This window comes from Streptomyces sp. NPDC017246, assembly GCF_044331325.1.
Taxonomy (GTDB): Bacteria; Actinomycetota; Actinomycetes; order Streptomycetales; family Streptomycetaceae; genus Streptomyces.
This window is the reverse complement of sequence record NZ_JBIRMW010000001.1, coordinates 411,811-432,712: the sequence shown is the minus strand read 5'-3', so window position 1 is coordinate 432,712 and position 20,902 is coordinate 411,811. Positions and strand designations below refer to the sequence as shown.

The following is a 20,902-nucleotide window of genomic DNA, read 5'->3' as shown; positions in this document are numbered from 1 at the left end:
AACCCGCCAGCGCGCCCGTTGCGTCATCGGGGACGAAACCACCCCAACCGGGATGTCAGCTCTCCTTCGTCCGGGCGTAGTGGCGCGAGGCCTTGGCGCGGTTGCCGCAGATCGCCATCGAGCACCAGCGGCGCGTGCCGTTCCGCGAGGTGTCGAAGAAGTGCAGGATGCACGCCTCGTGGGCGCAGGCCCGGATGCGGTCCGGGGCGCTGCGCAGCAGATCGAGGTAGTCGCGGGCGGCCGTCCAGCCGGGACCCCAGGCGGGGTCCGTGAACTCGGGTCGCTCGCCGGGGCCGTCGGCGGTGAGCGTGGCCCGGATGCGGCCGTGGCCGAGGACGGCGTCGACGCGGGCGGTGGCGGACGGGTCGCCGGGCCGGTCGACGAGCGCGGCGAGCGCGTCCCGGGCGGCGAGGGTGTGGCGCAGGGTGGTGGCGTCGGCGGCGAACCGCTCCTCCAGGCCGTTGGCGGTGAGCCAGACGGCGAGCCCCTCGACCCCGGTGAGCAGGTCCTGGCGGACGCCCTCCTCGTTCCAGCGCGTGTTGAGGAGGTCCAGGGAGACGGGCTCGCCGGTGAGCGGCCGTGGGTCGATGGCGGTCATGGCGGTGAACCCTCCTCGGTGAACTAACCCCTCAAGAGTACGTGAGCGGTTGACGCCCTCCGCGTCTAACCTCTAAAGTCGAATTAAGAGGTTAGCCCAAGGTGGGCCGGCCACGCCAGGGAGAGAACCGCCATGACCGCGATCGGCACGCTCGCCACCCACCACGTCGGCCTCAACGTCACCGACCTCGACCGCTCGCTCGCCTTCTACGGCGAGGTCCTCGGCTTCGAGGCCCTCGGCAAGGGCGAGGAGGGGGACAGCCGCTTCGCCTTCCTCGGACAGGACGGCCGACTGGTCCTCACCCTCTGGCAGCAGGCCGACGACTCCTACGCCCCCGCCCGCGCCGGCCTCCACCACCTCGCCTTCGAGGCGGAGTCCCTCGACCGCGTCCGGGCCGCCGAGGCCGCGCTCACCGCCCGCGGCGCCGCCTTCGCGTACGAGGGCGTCGTGGCCCACCGCGAGGGCGCGGCCTCCGGCGGCATCTTCTTCCACGACCCCGACGGCACCCGCCTGGAGATCTCGGTCCCCCGGGGCACGGAGGGCGCCGAGGCCCCCTCGGAGTCGGCCCCCACCTGCGGCTTCTTCTAGCCGGACAGCCGGACAGCCGGACAGCCGGACAGCGGTGCGGGCGTGGGCACGACCCGGAACACCCCCGCGCCGGGGCCCGCACCCCGCCCCGTACCCGAAGGAGGACCCGATGAGCACCCGGTCCACGCACCCCGTCCCCGCCTACCACGAAGGCTCCCTCACCGTGCAGACCCGCCTCGGCGTCCAGGACCTCGCCGAGCACGTGGGCCGCTCCATCACCCCCGGCATCCGCCCCGTCGCCGCCGCCTTCCTGGAGGCCCAGCCGATGCTGATGATCGGCGCGGCGGACCTCGCGGGCCGCGTCTGGGCCGCCCTCCTCACCGGCACGCCCGGCTTCGCCCGCGCCACCGGCCCGCACAGCGTCTCGGTCGCCGGCGGCGTCCCCGCCCACGACCCGCTCGCCGGCGCGATCACCGCCGAGGGCACCCCCGTCGGCACCCTCGCCCTCGATCCCCGCACCCGTCGCCGGATGCGCCTCAACGGCATCGCCCGCCCCAGTGCGCGCGGCTTCACGATCGAGGCCGAACAGGTCTTCTCCAACTGCCCGAAATACCTCCAGAAGCGGGAGTGGTACGGCTCCGATCCCGCCCGCTCCGAGACCGGCGCCGTGCGGCACGGCGAGGTGCTGAGCCCCGACCAGGTGCGCCGCGTCCGTGCCGCCGACACCTTCTTCGTGGCCAGCGCCGCCCCCGACGGCGTGGACACCAGCCATCGCGGCGGCAACCCCGGTTTCGTCCGGGTCGACGCGCCCCGGGAGCTCAGCTGGCGCGACTACCCCGGCAACGCGATGTTCCTGACCCTGGGCAACCTGGAGGCGGACGGCCGGGCCGGTCTGCTCTTCCTCGACTGGGAGACCGGGACGACCCTGCAGCTCAGCGGCCTCGCCCACACCGAGTACGGTCCCGAGGGACGCGTCACCCGCTTCCGTATCGAGCGCACGGCCGAGACCCCGGCCGGCAGCCCTCTGCGCTGGTCGGCCCCGGAGTACTCACCGGCCAACCCGATCGCGGCCTGACCGCCACGGCGCCGTACCCCGTACGCCTCCGCCCGCCCGACGACACCCCGAGGACCCCGTGACCACCACCCCGGCCCCCGACACCACCCTGCCCGTCACCGGAACCGCGACGGTTGCGCCCCCGGGCCCCGCCGGAACCACCCCGGCCGCCGGCACCCCAGCCGGCACTCCAGTCGGCAATGCTCCCGGAGCCGCCCCCGCCCGCCGTCCGGGACCGCCCCCGCGTCCCCGCCCCCGGATCCTGCTCCTCTCCACCGCCGGCAGTGTCGCCGCGCTCCTCATCCTGGTCGCCGTCGGGACCGTCCTCGACCAGCCCCTGCTCATCCCGCCGCTCGCCGCGAGCATGGCCCTGGTCGCGGGCGCCCCCGACCTGCCGCTCTCCCAGCCGCGCTCGGTCGTCGGCGGTCAGCTGCTCTCCGCCCTCACCGGCTTCGCCGTCCTCGCGGCGGCCGGTCCCGGCTTCTGGACCGCCGCCGTCGCGGGCGGCCTCGCCCTGGGCGTGATGATGCTGGCCCGTACCCCGCACTCGCCCGCCGCGGCGACCGCCGTGATCGTGGCCCTCCAGTCCCCGCCGTTCTGGTTGTTTCTCGGCCTTCTCGCCCTCGCCTGTGCCGTCCTGGTCGCCGTCGGTCTCGGGGCGGCCCGTGCGACGGGCCGGACGTACCCCACGTACTGGTTCTAACCTCGGCTCATGAAGCAGGAGTTGAGGGTGGCGGCCTACGCCGTGTGCGTACGGGACGGGCAGGTGCTGCTGGCCCGCTGGGTGGCTGGCGACGGCACCAGGCGGTGGACCCTGCCGGGCGGCGGCATGGACCACGGCGAGGAGCCGGTGCGGACCGTGGTCCGCGAGGTGGAGGAGGAGACGGGCTACCTCACCGAACCCACCGCCCTTCTCGGCATCGACTCCATCCGCCGTTCGTGGCTGCGCCGCCTCGCGGGCCCCGGAGACTTCCAGGGGCTGCGGATCATCTACGAGGTGCAGGTCACCGGGGGTGCGCTGCGCAACGAGACCGGCGGTTCCACGGATCTCGCCGCCTGGTACCCGCTCGACGCCGTCCCCGGTCTGGAACGCGTGGAACTCGTCGACATCGGCCTCGACCTGTGGCGCGAGCGGCCCCCGGTCGGCCGCTCCCGGCTCGCCGATCCGTCGAACGGCTGAAAAGCGCTCAACCGGCGCAACCCGCTCAACCACCCCGCGGGCCCCGCGGTCCTCCCCGCCGACCGCAGTACACGCACAGCAGAATCACAGGGGAGCCCGCATGTCAGCCGTACGCACGACCCGCACCGTCCTCGCCGCCGCCCTGGTCGCGGGGCTCACCGCGACGGCCCTCGCCACCCCCGCCCTCGCCGCCGCACCGGCGAAGCGGGACCACGCGGCCACCCAGCAGGCGCTCCGGGCCGCGGTCGACGCCGGTGTCCCCGGTGTCGTCGCCCAGGCGCGGGACGGACGGGGCGGCTGGACCGGCACCGCCGGCGAGCGCCGGGGGAACGACCGCTTCCGGGTCGGCTCCATCACCAAGACCTTCGTCGCCACCGTCCTCCTCCAGCTCCAGGCCGAGGGCCGGCTCGACCTCGACGACCCGGTCGAGAAGTGGCTGCCCGGTGTCGTCCGGGGCAACGGCCACGACGGCCGCGAGATCAGCGTCCGCCAGCTGCTCAACCACACCAGCGGCGTCTACAGCGTCACCGCCGACCCCGGCTTCCAGGCGAAGATCTTCGGCCCCGGCTTCCTGGAGCACCGCTACGACCGCTGGACCCCGCGGCAGCTCGTCGACATCGCCATGACCCACGCGCCGGACTTCGCCCCCGGCACCGACTGGAACTACTCCAACACCAACTACGTGCTCGCCGGCATGGTGATCGAGAAGGTCACCGGCCGCCCCTACGGCAAGGCGGTCGAGAACCGCATCATCAAGCCGCTCAAACTCCGCGCCACGAGTGTCCCCGGCACCGACGTGACGATGCCGAACCCGAGCTCCCCCGCCTGGTCCACCCTCTCCGCCGATCCGGGCGCGCCGGTCCACGACGTCAGCGAGCTCAGCCCCACCATCGCCTCCGCGGCCGGCGAGATGATCTCCGACTCGCGCGACCTGCAGACCTTCTACCGTGCGCTGCTCACGGGCCGCCTGCTCCCGAAGGCCGAGCAGCGGGAGCTGACCACCACGGTGGCCGCCGGCCGGATGGACCCCTCGATCCGGTACGGCCTCGGAGTGATGCAGATCCGGCTGAGCTGCGGCAAGGAGGTCTGGGGTCACGGCGGCGGCATCCACGGCTCCTCCTCCGAGGCCGTGACCACCAAGGACGGCCGGCACTCGCTCGCCCTGAACTTCAACGCCGACTGGACGGGCGACAGCATGTCGGTCGTGGAGGCCGAGTACTGCGGCACGGCCCCCAAGGAGTAGCCCCCGGCAGGCCGCCTCACCGCGGCAGGACGACGACGTACGCGGCGGGCTGCCGGTCGGGCGCGGCCATCAGGGCCGTACGCACCACGGTGGCCTGCTGGTCCATCGCCTCGCGCAGCTTGCGCGGGGTGAGGTGGACGACCGTGATGCCGAGCCGCTCCAGGTGCTCCCGCTTGCGGGTGTACTCGGACCAGAGCGCGTCGTCCTCTTGTCGCGGCGCCCGGGTGTCCAGCTCGACGGCGACCGCCTGGTCGGGCCAGTAGGCGTCCACCCCGCCCAGGTGGGGGCCGCCCGGCAGCCGCAGGTCCACGTTCCACAGCGGGTCCGGCAGGGCGAACTCGCGCACCATCTCGTACAGCCGCTCCTCGGAGAGCGAGCGCCCCTCGGCGAGCAGCGCGTCCACCGCGTCCACCACGTGTGGCCGGGTGAGCAGCCGCGCGCGGCTCAACTCGCGTACCACCGAGCCCGGTTCGCAGTGCCCGCCGCGGACCGCCTCGGTGAGCAGCCGGCGTACGGTCTCCGCGTCCGTGAGCCCGGACACCGCGTCGGCGACGGCGCGGGCCACCGGGGCGACGGGGACTCCGGTCAGCTCGGCCGGCTCGGGGGACTCGACGGCGCGCACCACCCGCACCCAGCCGGTCGAGCGCAGCCGCCGGGTGCGCGGCACCAGGACGTCGATCCGGTCCAGGGTGGTGAGCGGGGGAGCGGAGGAGAAGCGGTGCAGGGTCAGGGCGGCGAGGCCGGTGATCATCGCGTCGGGGCCCTGCGGGGGGACGGCCCCCGTCCTGCGGGCGTAGAGCAGTGCGGCGTGCAGCCGGTCCTCGCTGGTGGGCGGCCCCGGCTGGAGGAGGAAGACGCCGGGAAGGAGCTGCTGCCAGGCGCCGGGTCGGCAGCGGGCCGCGACCTCACCGGCGGGGATGCCCTGGGCCCTCAACTGGTCGGCGGACGCCAGGCGTTGCGTACCCGTGGTGCGGGGGGCGACGGGGAGGGGGAGGGGGGTGATGGGGGTGTTGTGGTTCATGCCGGGGGTCTTCCGCCCCCGAAGGCTCCCCTAACCTCTGTTACACGCTCGTCGACAATTGGGGACAAGCTCGCCCTAAAGTACGCGCGTTCGAGTGCCGATGAAGGGCGCGCGCAAGAGGTCCGGAAAGCCCGACGGGGGCCGCGGGCCGAAGCCCGCGCCCCCCGTCGTCGGTGGGTGTCTCAGGCGGCCAGGCGGTCGCAGGCCTGCGCCCGCAGCGCCCGCGCCAGGTCGTCGCGCGACTCGAGGACCAGGCGGCGCAGCGCCGGCGCGGCCGTCTCGTGCGCCGACAGCCAGGCGTCCGTGGCGGCCAGCGTCGCCTCGTCGTCCTGGAGCCCGGGGAACAGGCCCCGGACGACGTCCATGCCGATCTGGATCGACCGCTCGGCCCACAGCCGCTCGATCACGGCGAAGTACTTCTCGGTGTACGGGGCGATCAGCTCACGCTGCGAGGGCTGGACGAAGCCCGCGATGGTCGCCTCGACCAGCGCGTTCGACAGGGTGTCCGACTCGACGACCTGCGCCCAGGCCTGCGCCTTGACGGCCGCCGAGGGCCGCGAGGCCAGGCAGCGGATCTGGTGGCGCTTGCCGGTCGCGGTGTCGTCCCGGGCCAGCTCCTCGCCGATCCGCGCCTCGTCCGCGCGGCCGTGCACGGCCAGCGGCGAGAGCAGCGACCAGCGCAACTCCTGGTCGACGTCGAGCCCGTCGATCCTCGCCGTGCCGTCGAGCAGCCCCTCCAGGAGCTGGAGGTCGGCCTCGGAGGAGGCCGTCGCGGCGAAGAAGCGCGCCCAGGTCAACTGGTGCTCGCTGCCCGGCTCGGCCACCCGCAGCTCGCGCAGGGCGCCCTCGGCGGCCTGCCGCCCGCCCTCCTCGCGCCACTCGGGGGCCGCGTAGAGCGTGACCGCCGACTTGGCCCAGGCGTGCACCATCTGGAGGACGCCGATGTCGGTCTCGCGGCCCGCGAAGGCCAGCACGACGGCGACGAAGTCCCGGGCGGGCATCAGCCCGTCGCGGGTCAGGCTCCACAGCGCCGACCAGCAGAGGGCGCGGGCGAGCGGGTCGGTGATGTCGCCGAGGTGCGCGCGCAGGGTGGCGAGCGAGCCCTCGTCGAAGCGGACCTTGCAGTAGGTGAGGTCGTCGTCGTTGACGAGGACGAGGTCGGGCTTCTCCTCGCCCGCCAGGTCGTCGACGACGGTCCGGGACCCGGTGATGTCGGCCTCGGCCCGCGCGTACCGGACGAGCTCCCCGTCGGAGAGCCGGTAGAGGCCGACGGCGGCGCGGTGCGGGCGGAGCTCGTCGCCCTCCTGGAGGACGGCGAGCTCGGTGATCCGGCCCTCCGCGTCGTAGGTGACGGCCGGCGTCAGGGTGTTCACGCCGGAGGTCTGCAGCCAGGACTTCGCCCAGGCCTTCATGTCGCGGCCCGAGGTCTCCTCCAGGATCGTGAGGAGGTCGGCGAGCCGCGTGTTCCCGTAGGCGTGGCGCTTGAAGTAGCGGCGCGCGCCCTCCAGGAACGCGTCCCGGCCCGCGTAGGCGACCAGCTGCTTGAGCACCGACGCGCCCTTGGCGTACGTGATGCCGTCGAAGTTGAGCTTGGCGGCCTCCAGGTCACGGATGTCGGCCGTGATCGGATGCGTGGACGGCAGCTGGTCGGCGCGGTACGCCCAGGCCTTGCGGTTGTTGGCGAAGGTCACCCAGCTGTTGGTGAAGCGGGTCGCCTCGGCCAGCGAGAACGAGCCCATGAAGTCCGCGAAGGACTCCTTCAGCCACAGGTCGTCCCACCACACCATGGTGACGAGGTCGCCGAACCACATGTGGGCCATCTCGTGCAGGATGACGTTGGCCCGGCGCTCGTACGCCGCCTGCGTCACCTTGCCCCGGTAGATGTACTCCTCGCGGAAGGTCACCATGCCCGGGTTCTCCATCGCGCCGAGGTTGTACTCGGGGACGAAGGCCTGGTCGTACTTCCCGAAGGGGTACGGGTAGTCGAAGTTGTCGTGGAAGAAGTCGAAGCCCTGCTTGGTGATCAGGAAGACGTCGTCCGCGTCGAAGTGCTTGGCGAGGCCCTTGCGGCACATCGCGCCGAGCGGGATCTCCAGCTCGGTCCCGTCGGCCAGCGTGCGCGTGTACGTGTCCGTGACGTAGTGGTACGGGCCCGCGACGACACAGGTGATGTACGTGGAGATCGGCGCCGTCACGGCGAACCGCCACACGCCCTCGGCGTCCTGCTCGCCCGCGCCGTTCGACCAGACCGTCCAGCCCTCGGGCGCGGTCACCGAGAAGAGGTGCGGGGCCTTGAGGTCGGGCTGCTCGAAGGTGGCGTACACCCGGCGGGCGTCGGCCGGCTCGTACTGCGTGTAGAGGTAGACCTCGCCGTCTTCCGGGTCGACGAAGCGGTGCATGCCCTCGCCGGTCCGGCTGTAGGCGCACCGCGCGTCCACCACGAGGGTGTTCTCGTCGGCGAGGCCGTCGAGCGCGATCCGTGTGCCGTCGAAGACGACCGCCGGGTCGAGGGAGCGCCCGTTGAGGGTGACCGCGGTCACGGAGGGGGCGATCAGGTCCGCGAACGTGCTCGTGCCCTCGCCGGTGCGGCGGAAGCGGATCGTGGTCTCCGAGCGGAAGGTGCGCACCGCCTCGTCGGAGTCGCCGACCGCGGAACGCAGGTCGAGGACGACCTCGTACCCGTCGACGGACAGCAGCGCTGCCCGCTCGTGGGCCTCGTCGCGGGACAGATTCTCACCGGGCACGGTCACTCCTTCGTGGCGCGTTCGAAACAGCACCGATCCTCCCATGTGCAGCTGTCACCCGAGACACGGGAATGCCGTCGGGCGTCCGAGGGTTCCCTCCTTTCGGCGCACCACCGTCTTCTTTCCGCCTTTTCTTTTCCGCCACGGCCGTACCGAGGAGTGACATGTCCGAGAGCAGGACCATCGCCGACTTCTACTTCGATCCGCTGTGCCCCTGGGCCTGGATGACCTCCCGCTGGATGCTGGAGGTGGAGCAGGTCCGCCCGGTCGACGTGCGCTGGAAGGTCATGAGCCTGGCCGTGCTGAACGAGAACCGGCTCGACGAGGTCCCGGTCGAGTACCGGGAGATGCTGGAGACCAAGGCCTGGGGCCCCGTCCGGGTCGTCGTCGCCGCCCAGCAGCTGCACGGCGACGAGGTCGTCGGCAAGCTCTACACGGCGCTCGGCACCCGTTTCCACAACAACGGCGAGGGCCCGACCCGCGAGGCGATCGTCGGCGCCCTGACCGATGTCGGTCTGCCCGAGGACCTGGTCGAGTACGCCGACAAGGACACGTACGACACCGAGCTGCGCGCCTCCCACACGGAGGGCATAGAGAAGGTCGGCCAGGACGTCGGCACCCCGGTCATCGCGGTGCCGGGCCCGGACGGCGACGAGGTCGCCTTCTTCGGTCCCGTCGTCACCCCGACCCCGCGCGGCGAGGCGGCGGCCCGGCTGTGGGACGGCACCCTGCTCGTGGCGTCGACGCCGGGCTTCTACGAGATCAAGCGCACCCGGACGGCGGACCCCAGCTTCCACTAGTCCGCGCGCGAGCGAACGGCCCCCGCGGTTCACGTCACCGCGGGGGCCGTCCTCTTTTCCGCCTGCCCCGTGAAGGTTGAGAAGACGATCACGAGCAGGACGTTCCTCAGAAGCCGATGAGCGGGGTACGCCCCTTGGCGTCGGCGTAGCGCCTGCTCACGTCCTGCCAGTTGACGACCTGCCACATGGCCTCGATGAAGTCCACCTTCTGGTTCTTGTACTGCAGGTAGAAGGCGTGCTCCCAGGCGTCGAAGACCAGGACCGGGACCGAGCCCTGGCCGACGTTGCCCTGGTGGTCGTAGACCTGCTCGACGATGAGCCGGCCGCTGATCGGCTCGTACGCGAGGACACCCCAGCCGGAGCCCTGGGTGGTCGCGGAGGCCTTGGTCAGCTGGGCCTTGAACTTGGCGAAGGAGCCGAAGGACTCGGTGATCGCGTCGGCGAGGTCGCCGACGCCGTCGGCGGCCAGCGGCTCGCCGCCGCCCCCGTCCTTCGGGCTGCCCATGTTGTTCCAGTAGATGGAGTGGAGGATGTGGCCGGAGAGGTGGAAGGCCAGGTTCTTCTCCAGGCCGTTGATCGCGCCCCACTGGTCCTTGTCGCGCGCCTCCTCCAGCTGCTCCAGGGTGTCGTTCGCTCCCTTGACGTACGCGGCGTGGTGCTTGTCGTGGTGCAGCTCGATGATCTGCGGATTGATCACCGGATCCAGCGCCGCGTAGTCGTACGGCAGCTCCGGAAGTGTGTAGATCGCCATTGCCGAGCCCTTCGCCTGACCTCTTGTTGCAAGCTATATGCAAGTGCAGGCTAACAGTAGGTGCGGCCGAAGTTGATCAGACCTCGGTCCTGGGCCGGTCCCGGGTCCGCCGTCGGAAACGGCGCCGCCGTCGGAAACGGCGCCGCGCCCCGCCGAGCGTGAGCTCGACGGGGCGCGGCGCCGGGACGGCGTGGGTGGGGGACTCAGGCCTCCTCGGCCACCCGGCCCCGCAGCTTCTGGCGGGCGAAGCCGACCACGGCGAGCACCAGCGTCAGGGCGCCCGTCCAGTACAACTGCACCCGCGTGCCCTCCTCGCGGGCCATCAGGAAGAAGATCGTCGCCATGCCGGCGAGCGCCACCCAGGTCAGCACCGGGAAGGCCCACATCCTCACGACCAGCTTCTCGGGCGCCTCGCGCTCGGTGCGGCGGCGCAGCACCAGCTGGGAGGCGGCGATGAAGAACCAGACGACCAGGATGATCGCGCCGATCGTGTTGAGCAGCCAGACGAAGATGTCGTCCGGGCGCCAGTAGCTCAGCAGCACACAGGCGAAGCCGAAGACGGAGGAGACGAGCACCGCCGGACGGGGGACCCCGCCGAAGGTGCGGCCGAGGGCCTTCGGGCCCTGACCGCGCGAGACGAGCGAACCGGCCATCCGGGAGGCGCCGTAGATGTTGGCGTTCATCGCCGACAGCAGGGCGACGAGCACGACCACGTTCATGATCTCGCCGGCCGCCGGGATGCCCAGGTGGTCGAGGGTCGCGACGTACGGACCCTTCTCGACGACCGCCTTGTCGTCCCACGGGACCAGGGTGACGATGACCGCCATCGAACCGATGTAGAAGAGCGCGATCCGCCACATCGCCGTCCGCACGGCCTTGGCGACGCCCTGCACCGGGTGCTCGGACTCGGCCGCCGCGATGGTGACCGTCTCCAGGCCGCCGTACGCGAACACCGAGGCGAGCAGACCCACGATCAGGCCCTCGGAACCGTGCGGGAAGAAGCCGCCGTCGCCGGTGAGGTTCGTGGAACCGGGGGCGTCCGCGCCCGGCAGGACGCCGACGATCGCGAGGACGCCGATGCCGAGGAAGAGGACGATCGCGCCGACCTTGAGCGCGGCGAACCAGAACTCGAACTCGCCGAAGTTCTTCACGGCCGCCAGGTTGGTGACGCAGAAGACCAGCATGAAGAGCGCGACCCAGGCCCACTCGGGGCTGCCGGGGAACCAGCCGGTCATGATCTTCGCGGCGCCGATGCCCTCGAGACCGACGGCGACGCAGAGCAGGAACCAGAAGGCCCAGCCGGCGGTGAAGCCGGCCCAGGGGCCGAAGGCCCGCTCGGCGTGCACGGAGAAGGAGCCGGAGGCCGGGTTCGCCGCGGACATCTCGCCGAGCATGCGCATCACCAGCATCACGAGGATGCCGGAGATCGCATAGGCGATCACGATGGACGGTCCGGCGGCGGCGATGCCGGCGCCGGAGCCGACGAAGAGCCCGGCGCCGATGACGCCACCGAGGGCGATCATCGAGAGATGGCGCTGCTTGAGGCCGTGGGTGAGGCCCTCGGCGGATGCGGTCGCGCCGTCCTTGCGGTCGGCCGGCGCGGGCGCGGTGGTCCGAGACATGGGCGAACCCTGTTCACTAGCTGAGACGGGGGAGGGAGCCCACAGTCTGGGCGGGCACACCGCTCACAGGGAACCGGAGTCCGCTATACGGGCACGACCTTCACACAATGTGAAGGATCAATTCCGATTCGTACGCGGCTCCCGCAGCCAGGCCACCAGGAGCACCGCCCCCGTCGCCGCCCCCGACCACAGCACCTGGGGCCGGGCAGCGTGGTCCGACAGCATCAGGACCAGCACCGCGCCCATCGCGGCGAGCGCCACCCAGGTGAGCCAGGGGAAGCCCCACATCCGCAGCGTCAGCGTCTCCGGCGCCTCCCGCTCGATCCGCCGTCGCAGCCGCAGCTGCGAGACCGCGATCAGCGCCCAGACGAAGAGCAGCACCGCGCCGACGGCGTTGAGCATGTAGAGGAAGACCGAGTCCGGCCACTTCAGATTGAGCAGCACGGAGACGAACCCGAAGGCCACCGAGGCGAGCACCGCCCGGCGCGGCACCCCTCCGCCGGAGACCCGGAGCAGCCCCTTCGGGGCCTCCCCGCGCTCCGCGAGCGAGAACACCATCCGCGAGGAGCCGTACAGGTTGGCGTTGAGCGCCGAGAGCAGCGCCACGAACACCACCACGTTCATGATCTGGCCCGCCGCCGGCACGCCGATCGAGTCCAGGACCGCCACGTACGGCGACTCGCCCGGCTTCATCGAGGTCCACGGCAGCAGCGTCACGATGACCAGCATCGAGCCCACATAGAAGAGGAGGATCCGCCAGACCGCGCTGCGCACCGCGCGCGCCACGTTCCGCGCCGGGTCGTCGGACTCGGCCGCCGCGATCGTGACGACCTCCAGGCCGCCGAAGGCGAAGACCACCGCGAGGACCCCGGAGATCACCCCCGACCAGCCGTTGGGCAGGAAGCCGCCCTGGCCGGTCAGGTTCGTCAGCCCCACCGGGTCGGTGTCGGGCAGCAGGCCCACGATCGCGAGCACGCCGAGCACCAGGAAGAGGACGATCGCACCGACCTTGAGCGCCGCGAACCAGAACTCGAACTCGCCGAAGTTCTTCACCGCCGCGAGGTTGGCGAGGGTGAACACGATCATGAAGATCAGCACCCAGCCCCACTGCGGGACCCCCGGCACCCAGCCGTTCGCGATACGCGCCGCACCCGTCGCCTCCACCGCGAGGACCACGACGAGCAGGAACCAGTACAGCCAGCCCACCGAGAAGCCGGCCCACCGGCCGAGGGCCCGCTCGGCATGGACGGAGAAGGCCCCGGACGCGGGCATCGCCGCCGACATCTCGCCCAGCATCCGCATCACCAGCATCGCGAGCGCGCCGGCGATCAGATACGAGACCACGATGCCGGGTCCGGCGACGGCGATGCCCGCCCCCGAGCCGACGAACAGCCCGGCGCCGATCACGCCGCCCAGGCCGAGCATCGTCAGATGACGCTGCTTCAGGCCGTGGGAGAGGGGCTCCGGTTCGGAGGCGGGGGAGTCGTGCATGTGGAGGCTCGTGCTCTCTGACGGTTTATGGAGACCCCACAGTCTCTCCAGTGAACGACCTCCGGCGCAAAAGGGACCTCCATGCAGGACTTCCCAGTGACAAGCGTCACGTGGCGAGATGTGTGAGCGGCGGGGTTTGTTCGGTCTCCACGAAGCACTCGACCGTCGCTTTGTCGGCGGCTGACGGTGATCGAGCGTTCACTCCTGGCATACCGTCAACCTGTCCCACCCACCCTCACCCCCGCGGAGTACCGATGAGCACCGCCGCCGCCCCCGTCCGTTCCCTCCGGGCGGGCACCGTCCTCGCCGACCTGCTCCCGGCGAGCCGCACCCGCGACATCGCCCTGGTCGTCGGCGGCGCCGCCCTCACCGGCCTCGCCGCGCAGCTCTCGGTCCCGGTCCCCGGCTCCCCGGTCCCCGTCTCCGGCCAGACCTTCGCCGCGCTGCTCGTCGGCACCGCGCTCGGCGCCCGCCGCGGCTTCCTCGCCCTGGCCCTGTACGCGGTGGCGGGCATGGCGGGCGTGCCGTGGTTCGCGCAGGCCTCCTCGGGATACGCGATGCCGTCCTTCGGCTACGTCCTCGGCATGCTCCTCGCCTCGACCGTCGTCGGCGCGCTCGCCCGCCGCGGCGCCGACCGCTCAGTGCTCCGCACCGCCGGAGCGATGGTCCTCGGCTCCGCGATCATCTACGCGGTCGGCGTGCCCTACCTGGCCCTCGCCACCGGGATGAGCCTCGGCCAGGCCGTCGCCGCCGGCCTCACCCCGTTCCTCATCGGTGACGCGCTCAAGGCGGCGCTCGCCATGGGCGCCCTGCCGACCGCCTGGAAGCTGGTCGGCCGCAAGGGCTGAGCCCTTCCGCGCAGACGAAGAGGGCCCGTCGTTCCCCGAGGAACGGCGGGCCCTCTCGCGTGGGACGCCCTGGCGTCGGAGCGCTAGACGAGCTCGGAGTCCCGCTTCGGGGACTTCACGAACCGGTCCTTGACCAGCGCGATCGCGATGACCAGCGCGGCCACCAGCAGCGAGAGCACGACCTGCTCACGGGCGCTGCCGCCGTCGTAGATCATGTAGCCGAGGACGAAGACGATCATGGCGATCGTCGCCCAGGTCAGGTACGGGAAGAGCCACATCTTCACGACCAGCTTCTCCGGCGTCTCGCGCAGGATGATGCCGCGCATCCGCAGCTGGGTCACACAGATGACCAGCCAGACGAAGAGCGCCACCGCGCCGGAGGAGTTGAGCAGGAAGGCGAAGACGGTGTCCGGCCACTTGTAGTTGAAGAAGACCGCGACGAAGCCGAAGACGACCGAGCCGAGGATCGCCGCCGTGGGCACGCCCCGCTTGTTGACCTTGGCGAAGGCCTTGGGCGCGTCGCCGCGCCGGCCGAGCGAGAAGGCCATGCGGGAGGCCGTGTAGAGACCCGAGTTCAGGCAGGAGAGCACGGCCGTCAGGACGATCACGTTCATGATCTGACCGGCGTGCGCGATGCCGATGGAGTCGAGGGCGGCGACGTACGAGCCCTTCTCGACGATCGACTTGTCGTTCCACGGCAGCAGGGTCAGGACGATGAAGATCGAGCCCAGGTAGAAGACGCCGATCCGCCAGATCACGCTGTTGGTGGCCTTGGTGACCGCCTTCTGCGGGTTCTCGGACTCGCCGGCGGCCAGGGTGACGATCTCACTGCCCATGAAGGAGAAGACGACCATCAGCACACCGGTGAGGATCGCTCCCGCGCCCATCGGGAAGAAGCCCCCGCTGTCGGTGAGATGCGCGAATCCGGCGCCCGGGTTGTCCGAGCCGGGCAGCACGCCGAAGACGGCGAGCATGCCGATGACGACGAAGGCGCCGATGGCGACGACCTTGATGCCGGCGAACCAGAACTCGAACTCGCCGTAGGAGGCGACCGAGCCGAGGTTGGTGGCGGTGAGCACCACCATCACGATGAGCGCCCAGCCCCACTGCGGGACGGCCGGGATCCAGCTCTCCAGGATCTTGGCGCCCGCGGTCGCCTCGACGGCGAGGACGACGACCCAGAAGAACCAGTAGAGCCAGCCGATGCTGAAGCCGGCCCAGCGGCCGAGGGCCCGGTCGGCGTAGGCGGAGAAGGAGCCGGAGGACGGCCGGGCGGCGGCCATCTCGCCGAGCATCCGCATGACGAAGACGACCATGGCGCCGACGAGCGCGTAGGACAGCAGGATCGCGGGACCGGCGGCGGCGATGCCGGAGCCGGAGCCGACGAAGAGGCCGGCACCGATGACGCCGCCGATGGCGATCATCGAGAGGTGACGGTTCTTGAGACCGGCCTTGAGGCCGTCGGAGGAGTGCGGTGCCCCGGGGGTACCGGTCTCCTCGCCGTCCTTCGTCAGGGTCGGTTGCGTGTTCATGAACGCTTCCTTGCGTGTGGGGGGCGCTCGGGTCGCGAGCCCGAGCATTGAACCCTGTGAACGGGGATGATCGGAAGGCCTCATTCCGGATTGTTGTGCGGGCCACGGCGCGAGAGTCGAAGGTCCGTACCAGGCCGGGCGAAGGTCCCGACCCCGATGCCTGCTACCCGGTCCCCGACATGCCACACTCGGCTTCATGCGCGTCTACATCGGTTCCGACCACGCCGGCTTTGAACTCAAGAACCACCTCGTCGAGTGGCTCACGGCACACGGCCACGAGCCCGTCGACTGCGGTCCCCACATCTACGACGCCCTGGACGACTACCCGCCGTTCTGCCTGCGTGCCGCCGAGAAGACGGCCGCGGACCCGGACGGCCTGGGCATCGTCATCGGCGGTTCGGGCAACGGCGAGCAGATCGCCGCGAACAAGGTGAAGGGGGTGCGCGCCGCCCTCGCCTGGAGCGAGCAGACCGCCGCCCTCGGCCGCGAGCACAACAACGCCAACGTGATCTCCGTCGGCGGCCGGATGCACACGCGGGAAGAGGCGACCAAGTTCGTCGAGATCTTCCTCGCGACCCCGTACTCCGGTGACGAGCGTCACACCCGCCGGATCGACATGCTCACCGCGTACGAGAACACCGGCGAGCTCCCCCCGATCCCGGCCCACCACCCGCAGGAGCCGACCGCCTGATGCCCGAAGGGCACACGATCCACCGACTGGCCGCCGACCACCGGGAACGGTTCGGCGGCCGGTCCGCACGTGTCTCCAGCCCGCAGGGCAAGTTCACCGACTCGGCGGCGCTCCTCGACGGCACGGTGCTCGACACCACCGAGGCCCACGGCAAGCACCTCTTCCTCGGCTTCGCCGGCACGGGCTGGGTCCACATCCACCTCGGCCTCTTCGGCAAGGTGAACTTCGGCGACGCCCCCGCCCCGCCGCCCACGGACACGGTCCGGCTGCGCCTCGCGAACCCGGAGTCGTACGTCGACCTGCGCGGCCCCACCACGTGCACCCTGATCACGGACGCCGAGAAGCGGGCGATACACGACCGGCTGGGCCCGGACCCGCTCCGCGCGGCCGACGACCCCGACAAGGCCTGGCGCCGGATCTCCAAGTCCCGCACCACGATCGCCGCCCTGCTCATGGACCAGAAGGTCATCGCCGGCGTCGGCAACGTCTACCGCGCCGAGGTCCTCTTCCGGCACGGCATCGACCCCTACCGCGCCGGCCGGGACCTGACGCGCCGGGAATGGGACGCGATCTGGTCGGACCTCGCCGCGCTGATGCGCGAGGGCGTCCGCCTCAACCGCATCGACACCGTCCGCCCCGAGCACACGCCGGAGGCGATGGGCCGCCCGCCGCGCGTCGACGACCACGGCGGCGAGGTGTACGTCTACCGCAGGACCCACCAGCCCTGCCTGGTCTGCGGCGACGAGATCCGCACCGCCGACCTCGCCGCCCGCAACCTCTTCTGGTGCCCCGGCTGCCAGACCCGCTAGAACCCGTGCGGCAGCCACGGGGCCACCGGGGACCCGAAGGCGACCGACGCCTCGACCAGCGCGCCCTCCCGCAGCTCCCGCACCCGCCCGGCCGACGCCAGCGACATCAGCGGGACTCCGCCCAGGTACGCCGCGCCCAGCTCCCGTACGGACAGCGCGAGGTCCGCCGGATCCGAGGTCCGGACACAGGTCGCGCCCTTGGCGTCACCCGTCAGCCGCCAACGCCCCTCGTTCCAGGGACAGAAGGCGTCCTCGACCTCGAACACCACGTCCACCGGCGCCTGGTACGCCCGCGCCTCCAGGGCCGCGCCCACCTCCACCAGACGCACATGCAGCACGTCCCGCAGCGTCGGGGCGCAGCGCCGCACATCGCTCACCAGGTGCTGCCAGGCGTCGTCCACCGGACGGCTGTGGATCCGTACCTCCCTGGTCAGGTCCACCGAACAGAGGAAGCGCCACAGCGCAGCCTCCGCCACCGCGTCGCGCCCCATCAGCTGATGCACCGCGACCGACCCGTCGGCACCCGTGGTCGACCACTCCGGCTTGATCGCGTACTGCGCGAACCCCACGACCTCCCCGGCCCGTTCGGCGAGCACGCACAGCCGCGGCGAGGAACCCTCCCGCTGCGCCGGCGGGTCGATCAGCGCCAGCCGCTCCCACTGGGGCAGCCGGGCGATCATCCCCGGCCGGCCGGGCACCAGCTTCGCGTACACCGCCTCGCACACGGCGGACGACTCCGTCGGATCCGCCAGCCGCAGGGTCACCCCGTCCGTGCCCTCCGGCACCGAGAGCCGCACCCGGGTCGTGTCGATCGTCGCCCGCGCCGCGAACGTGGCGACGCCGTAGCCGAACCGCCCGTAGATCTCCGGCTCCGAGGCCGTCAGCACCGCGAGTGACTCGCCCGCGGCCCGCAGATCGTCAAGCTGGCGCCGCATCATCGAGGTCAGGATCCCGCGCCGGCGGTGCGTCCCCGCCACGCTCACCATCGTCACCCCGCCCGCCGGCACCGACGCCCCGCCCGGCACCGTGAGCCGGAACGAGAACGCGCCCGCCGTCCCCACACACAGATCGCCGTCCCACGCGCCCATGAAGCGGTCGAATTCGGTCAGATCGCGCCACAGGGTCCGTTCCTCCGGGGCCTCCGCCACACCCCCGAACGCCAGCTCCAGGACCTCGTACCAGCGGTCCCACTCGGTCGGGTCGAGAACCCGCAGTTCAGTAGTCATATGCCATCGATATCAGCGGCGCCCGCCCGGGGCGACCCGATTTCACGCACATTGTCACCGGGGTACCCCTGCGCGATGTCGGACGGGATGGATAGGGTCCAGGCCAATGGGACACCGCGCCGGAGTGAACACGTACGCGGCCCGCATGCGCCGACGCGCCCGCCGGGCCCGCATCGCCCTGCGCAAGTCCGGCGTCGACTACTTCCGCGGGGACGGCTCCGACTGGCTCGCCTTCGCCGGACTCCTCCTGATGATTCCGGCCATCGCCTGCGGCACCCTCCTCGACCCGGTCTGGTGCGCACCCGCCGCCCTGGTCCTGCCCATCGTGGCCGGCGGTCTGCTGCTGCGCCCCGCCAGCCTCCTCGGTCTGTACGCGGCCGCCGCGGGCGCCCTCATCGTCGAGTCCGTCGTCCTCGGCCCGTACACCCAGGGCCCCGCCCGGGTCACCCCCGGCACCGTCCTGGTCGTCGCCGCCTGCGGTCTCTTCGGGCTCCTCATCGCCCAGTTCCGGGCCCGGGTCGGCGTGCCCTGGCGGCGCGGCGGCACCATGCTCTTCGACCTGCGCGAACGCATCCGCGTCCAGAGCGCCCTGCCCCGGCTCCCCCAGGGCTGGCACCGCGAGATGGCACTGCGCCCGGCCGGCGGCCAGTCCTTCTCGGGAGACTTCGTCGTCGCCGCCCGCACCCACGGCGGCCGCACCCTGGAGATCGTCCTCACCGACGTGTCCGGCAAGGGCATGGACGCGGCCTCCCGCTCCCTGCTGCTCTCCGGCGCCTTCGGCGGACTCCTCGGCTCACTCCCGCCCGACGGCTTCCTCCCCGCGGCCAACGGCTATCTGCTGCGCCAGAACTGGGACGAGGGCTTCGCCACCTCCATCCATCTCGTCCTCGACCTGGACTCCGGGGACTACGAGCTCTTCTCCGCCGGCCACCTCCCCGCCCTCCAGCTCCACGCGGGCAGCGGCCGCTGGGAGGAGAAGGCCGCCGACGGCCCCCTGCTCGGCGTCTACGACGGCGCCGAGTTCCACCCGGTGAAGGGCTCGCTGCGCCCCGGCGACGTCCTCATGCTCTTCACCGACGGCCTGGTCGAGGCCGCCGACCGGGACATCGCCGAGGGCATCGACCGCCTCACCGGCGAGGCCGACCGCTGCGTGGCCGAGGGCTTCGAGGGCGTCGCCTGGCACCTGATCGAGGCCGTCGCCAAGGACGTCAACGACGACCGCGCCCTGCTCCTGCTCTCCCGCCCGGTCTGACCTCCCCACGGGCCCCGAGCCCCGCCGTGACGCCCCCGCGACGTGATCTTCTCCACGACGATTCGTCACCAGGCAGCGGGGGCAGGGGGGTTGGTGGCACGATGGAGACAGCGGGGGGTGGACACGGGCTCCCTGGTGGGCAAGGCGGACCGACCAAGGGTGTGATCAGTTGTGGCCATTTCACTGTCTGTGGTGTTGCTGTTGGCAATCATCCTGGTGGTGCTGATCCGCGGGGGGAGCCTCAAGGGCGGCCCGGCCGTCGTCGCCGTGCTCTTCGGCTTCTTCCTCGCCTCCACCGGCATGGCCGACGACATCCAGCGCTTCCTCGACTCGATAACGCAGACGGTCGCCTCGATCAAGTTCTGAGCCGACCGTCTCCCGGTCGGGCGCGGGGAGGGCCTCAGGAGGCCTTCGAGGCCGCCTGCTTCGTCCCGTCGCCGCCACCGGGCGCCGTCGCGGGCTCGGCCGCCGACGACTTCGCCGTCCCCTTGGCGGGCCCGGTCTCGGCGGAACCGGTCACCTTGGACTTGGCCGGCTTGGCCGTCGCCGGCTTCGCGGTCTTGGTGGGCTTGGACGGCTTGGACGGCTTGGCGGCCTCGGGCTTGGCCGACTTGGCGGCCGCCGGCTTGGCCGCCGACGACTTCGCGGGCTTCGCCGCCTTGGGCTTGACCGCCTTCCCGGCCGCCGACTTCGCCGACTTCGCGGTCCTGGCCGCCGCAGGCTTCGCCGGCTTCGCCGACTTCGAAGGCTTCGCCGACTTCGCGGCGACCCGCTCGGCGGCCGCACCCTTCTTGGGCCGGCCCGTCGACCAGGTGAGCTCGATCTCCAGCTCGATCTCCCCGTCCTCGACCTCCAGCTCCACCTCGCAGCGGAGCTCGTCGGGGATCCGCAGGCTCAGCGTCCCCGCCCCCAGCTTCAGATCGGCCTCTCCACCCTTCCGCAGGGCGTTGGCGAGCACCATGAGCTGCTCGGCCGCCTCGACGCGGGACAGTGAACGCTCCTGCTCGAACTTCAGGTCCTTCATGAACTGCCTCCGATGCGACGCTGCGGCGGGGAGGGGCGGCAGCGAGAGGGGACTGATCTCAGCCCAGTCTGCGTGCGCCCGCCCGACCCGGCATCTCGGGCCCGGAAACGCCTCGGGGCCGGTCCTGGAGAAGACTTCTCCGGACCGGCCCCGAGGGTGTGGAGCGGGTGACGGGAATCGAACCCGCGTAGCTAGTTTGGAAGACTAGTGCTCTACCATTGAGCTACACCCGCACAGCATCGCGCCGCAGGTCACGAGGACCGCGGCACGAAGAGCATGGTAGCGGTTCCCGGGCCGTTCGTGCACACCCCGAAAACAAAGGGCGCCGCACAGTCCCCGTCCATGTACCCTACGTGTCGCACCGACGGGGTGTGGCGCAGCTTGGTAGCGCGTCCGCTTTGGGAGCGGAAGGCCGTGGGTTCAAATCCCGCCACCCCGACCATGACGATCACGTGCCCACCTTGCGCGCTCTTGATCACGTTGTGGGC

At 71.6% G+C, this 20,902-nt stretch carries 20 protein-coding genes and 2 tRNA genes; 12 read left to right on the top strand and 10 right to left on the bottom strand.

The window, feature by feature from the left end; all coding sequences use genetic code 11:
- Window positions 1-55: 55 nt before the first annotated feature.
- On the bottom strand, window positions 56-598 hold the full coding sequence (locus tag ACH4MY_RS02015; RefSeq protein WP_397996164.1) for a CGNR zinc finger domain-containing protein: 543 nt from the start codon (window positions 596-598) through the stop codon (window positions 56-58).
- Window positions 599-730: 132 nt separating this feature from the next.
- Between ACH4MY_RS02015 and ACH4MY_RS02010 the strand changes: the two genes are divergently transcribed.
- From ACH4MY_RS02010 to ACH4MY_RS01990, 5 genes are all read left to right on the top strand, one after another.
- Entirely contained in the window at window positions 731-1,186 is a 456-nt protein-coding gene (locus ACH4MY_RS02010; protein ID WP_397996161.1) for a VOC family protein, read from the top strand.
- Window positions 1,187-1,295: 109 nt separating this feature from the next.
- Window positions 1,296-2,201, top strand: coding sequence for a pyridoxamine 5'-phosphate oxidase family protein (locus ACH4MY_RS02005; protein ID WP_397996158.1), 906 nt, complete (start codon window positions 1,296-1,298; stop codon window positions 2,199-2,201).
- A gap of 58 nt (window positions 2,202-2,259) precedes the next feature.
- Window positions 2,260-2,883, top strand: a complete 624-nt coding sequence (locus tag ACH4MY_RS02000; RefSeq protein WP_397996155.1) for an HPP family protein — start codon at window positions 2,260-2,262, stop codon at window positions 2,881-2,883.
- 9 nt (window positions 2,884-2,892) lie between these two features.
- Complete coding sequence (locus tag ACH4MY_RS01995) at window positions 2,893-3,360, top strand: NUDIX hydrolase (RefSeq protein ID WP_397996153.1); 468 nt, start codon at window positions 2,893-2,895, stop codon at window positions 3,358-3,360.
- Between the two features lie 100 nt (window positions 3,361-3,460).
- Window positions 3,461-4,603, top strand: coding sequence for a serine hydrolase domain-containing protein (locus ACH4MY_RS01990; RefSeq protein WP_397996150.1), 1,143 nt, complete (start codon window positions 3,461-3,463; stop codon window positions 4,601-4,603).
- Between the two features lie 16 nt (window positions 4,604-4,619).
- Here the strand turns inward: ACH4MY_RS01990 and ACH4MY_RS01985 are convergent, their stop codons facing one another.
- Both ACH4MY_RS01985 and pepN read right to left on the bottom strand, forming a co-directional pair.
- The gene (locus ACH4MY_RS01985; protein WP_397996147.1) at window positions 4,620-5,624 is read right to left on the bottom strand and encodes a hypothetical protein; all 1,005 of its coding nucleotides are present in this window, start codon (window positions 5,622-5,624) and stop codon (window positions 4,620-4,622) included.
- A 182-nt stretch (window positions 5,625-5,806) separates the two neighbouring features.
- Complete coding sequence (pepN, locus tag ACH4MY_RS01980) at window positions 5,807-8,368, bottom strand: aminopeptidase N (RefSeq protein ID WP_397996144.1); 2,562 nt, start codon at window positions 8,366-8,368, stop codon at window positions 5,807-5,809.
- Between the two features lie 164 nt (window positions 8,369-8,532).
- Between pepN and ACH4MY_RS01975 the strand changes: the two genes are divergently transcribed.
- Window positions 8,533-9,168, top strand: a complete 636-nt coding sequence (locus tag ACH4MY_RS01975; RefSeq protein ID WP_397996141.1) for a DsbA family protein — start codon at window positions 8,533-8,535, stop codon at window positions 9,166-9,168.
- A gap of 106 nt (window positions 9,169-9,274) precedes the next feature.
- On the opposite strand, the gene ACH4MY_RS01970 is transcribed toward ACH4MY_RS01975, so the two are convergent.
- From ACH4MY_RS01970 to ACH4MY_RS01960, 3 genes are all read right to left on the bottom strand, one after another.
- A complete protein-coding gene (locus tag ACH4MY_RS01970) occupies window positions 9,275-9,919 on the bottom strand; it encodes a superoxide dismutase (protein WP_397996138.1) in 645 nt (214 codons plus the stop codon).
- Between the two features lie 203 nt (window positions 9,920-10,122).
- Window positions 10,123-11,541 (bottom strand): amino acid permease, encoded by a 1,419-nt coding sequence (locus tag ACH4MY_RS01965; RefSeq protein ID WP_397996136.1) that lies wholly within the window; start codon window positions 11,539-11,541, stop codon window positions 10,123-10,125.
- Window positions 11,542-11,658: 117 nt separating this feature from the next.
- Window positions 11,659-13,032 (bottom strand): amino acid permease, encoded by a 1,374-nt coding sequence (locus ACH4MY_RS01960; protein ID WP_397996134.1) that lies wholly within the window; start codon window positions 13,030-13,032, stop codon window positions 11,659-11,661.
- A 254-nt stretch (window positions 13,033-13,286) separates the two neighbouring features.
- Between ACH4MY_RS01960 and ACH4MY_RS01955 the strand changes: the two genes are divergently transcribed.
- Window positions 13,287-13,880, top strand: a complete 594-nt coding sequence (locus tag ACH4MY_RS01955; RefSeq protein ID WP_397996131.1) for a biotin transporter BioY — start codon at window positions 13,287-13,289, stop codon at window positions 13,878-13,880.
- 83 nt (window positions 13,881-13,963) lie between these two features.
- Here ACH4MY_RS01955 and ACH4MY_RS01950 read toward each other — a convergent pair whose 3' ends face one another.
- On the bottom strand, window positions 13,964-15,412 hold the full coding sequence (locus ACH4MY_RS01950; protein ID WP_397996128.1) for an amino acid permease: 1,449 nt from the start codon (window positions 15,410-15,412) through the stop codon (window positions 13,964-13,966).
- Between the two features lie 196 nt (window positions 15,413-15,608).
- Here ACH4MY_RS01950 and ACH4MY_RS01945 point away from each other — a divergent pair, with 196 nt between their 5' ends.
- Both ACH4MY_RS01945 and ACH4MY_RS01940 read left to right on the top strand, forming a co-directional pair.
- Window positions 15,609-16,103 carry a ribose-5-phosphate isomerase gene (locus tag ACH4MY_RS01945; RefSeq protein WP_397996126.1) on the top strand — a complete coding sequence of 165 codons (495 nt, stop codon included), beginning with the start codon at window positions 15,609-15,611 and terminating at the stop codon, window positions 16,101-16,103.
- A complete protein-coding gene (locus ACH4MY_RS01940) occupies window positions 16,103-16,912 on the top strand; it encodes an Fpg/Nei family DNA glycosylase (RefSeq protein WP_397996123.1) in 810 nt (269 codons plus the stop codon). Before ACH4MY_RS01945 ends, ACH4MY_RS01940 begins: the two co-directional genes overlap by 1 nt.
- On the opposite strand, the gene ACH4MY_RS01935 is transcribed toward ACH4MY_RS01940, so the two are convergent.
- A complete protein-coding gene (locus tag ACH4MY_RS01935) occupies window positions 16,909-18,138 on the bottom strand; it encodes a GNAT family N-acetyltransferase (RefSeq protein ID WP_397996120.1) in 1,230 nt (409 codons plus the stop codon). The genes ACH4MY_RS01940 and ACH4MY_RS01935 overlap by 4 nt on opposite strands.
- Window positions 18,139-18,244: 106 nt before the next feature.
- Here ACH4MY_RS01935 and ACH4MY_RS01930 point away from each other — a divergent pair, with 106 nt between their 5' ends.
- Both ACH4MY_RS01930 and ACH4MY_RS01925 read left to right on the top strand, forming a co-directional pair.
- Window positions 18,245-19,390 (top strand): PP2C family protein-serine/threonine phosphatase, encoded by a 1,146-nt coding sequence (locus ACH4MY_RS01930; RefSeq protein WP_397996117.1) that lies wholly within the window; start codon window positions 18,245-18,247, stop codon window positions 19,388-19,390.
- 171 nt (window positions 19,391-19,561) lie between these two features.
- Complete coding sequence (locus ACH4MY_RS01925) at window positions 19,562-19,756, top strand: hypothetical protein (RefSeq protein ID WP_266891893.1); 195 nt, start codon at window positions 19,562-19,564, stop codon at window positions 19,754-19,756.
- Between the two features lie 34 nt (window positions 19,757-19,790).
- Here ACH4MY_RS01925 and ACH4MY_RS01920 read toward each other — a convergent pair whose 3' ends face one another.
- Window positions 19,791-20,414, bottom strand: coding sequence for an amphi-Trp domain-containing protein (locus ACH4MY_RS01920; RefSeq protein ID WP_397996113.1), 624 nt, complete (start codon window positions 20,412-20,414; stop codon window positions 19,791-19,793).
- Window positions 20,415-20,573: 159 nt separating this feature from the next.
- Window positions 20,574-20,647: transfer RNA gene (locus ACH4MY_RS01915), tRNA-Gly, on the bottom strand.
- Window positions 20,648-20,779: 132 nt separating this feature from the next.
- Between ACH4MY_RS01915 and ACH4MY_RS01910 the strand changes: the two genes are divergently transcribed.
- Window positions 20,780-20,856: transfer RNA gene (locus tag ACH4MY_RS01910), tRNA-Pro, on the top strand.
- The last annotated feature ends 46 nt before the right edge of the window (window positions 20,857-20,902 follow it).

Coding starts and splice junctions, on each gene's coding strand:
- ACH4MY_RS01945 (WP_397996126.1), top strand. CDS start 15,609: ATGCGCGTCTACATCGGTTCCGACCACGCCGGCTTTGAACTCAAGAAC.
- ACH4MY_RS01965 (WP_397996136.1), bottom strand. CDS start 11,541: ATGTCTCGGACCACCGCGCCCGCGCCGGCCGACCGCAAGGACGGCGCG.
- ACH4MY_RS02005 (WP_397996158.1), top strand. CDS start 1,296: ATGAGCACCCGGTCCACGCACCCCGTCCCCGCCTACCACGAAGGCTCC.
- ACH4MY_RS01940 (WP_397996123.1), top strand. CDS start 16,103: ATGCCCGAAGGGCACACGATCCACCGACTGGCCGCCGACCACCGGGAA.
- ACH4MY_RS01920 (WP_397996113.1), bottom strand. CDS start 20,414: ATGAAGGACCTGAAGTTCGAGCAGGAGCGTTCACTGTCCCGCGTCGAG.
- ACH4MY_RS02015 (WP_397996164.1), bottom strand. CDS start 598: ATGACCGCCATCGACCCACGGCCGCTCACCGGCGAGCCCGTCTCCCTG.
- ACH4MY_RS01935 (WP_397996120.1), bottom strand. CDS start 18,138: ATGACTACTGAACTGCGGGTTCTCGACCCGACCGAGTGGGACCGCTGG.
- ACH4MY_RS01995 (WP_397996153.1), top strand. CDS start 2,893: ATGAAGCAGGAGTTGAGGGTGGCGGCCTACGCCGTGTGCGTACGGGAC.
- ACH4MY_RS01955 (WP_397996131.1), top strand. CDS start 13,287: ATGAGCACCGCCGCCGCCCCCGTCCGTTCCCTCCGGGCGGGCACCGTC.
- ACH4MY_RS01990 (WP_397996150.1), top strand. CDS start 3,461: ATGTCAGCCGTACGCACGACCCGCACCGTCCTCGCCGCCGCCCTGGTC.
- ACH4MY_RS01930 (WP_397996117.1), top strand. CDS start 18,245: ATGGGACACCGCGCCGGAGTGAACACGTACGCGGCCCGCATGCGCCGA.
- ACH4MY_RS01950 (WP_397996128.1), bottom strand. CDS start 15,412: ATGAACACGCAACCGACCCTGACGAAGGACGGCGAGGAGACCGGTACC.
- ACH4MY_RS01975 (WP_397996141.1), top strand. CDS start 8,533: ATGTCCGAGAGCAGGACCATCGCCGACTTCTACTTCGATCCGCTGTGC.
- ACH4MY_RS01970 (WP_397996138.1), bottom strand. CDS start 9,919: ATGGCGATCTACACACTTCCGGAGCTGCCGTACGACTACGCGGCGCTG.
- ACH4MY_RS02010 (WP_397996161.1), top strand. CDS start 731: ATGACCGCGATCGGCACGCTCGCCACCCACCACGTCGGCCTCAACGTC.
- ACH4MY_RS01985 (WP_397996147.1), bottom strand. CDS start 5,624: ATGAACCACAACACCCCCATCACCCCCCTCCCCCTCCCCGTCGCCCCC.
- ACH4MY_RS01960 (WP_397996134.1), bottom strand. CDS start 13,032: ATGCACGACTCCCCCGCCTCCGAACCGGAGCCCCTCTCCCACGGCCTG.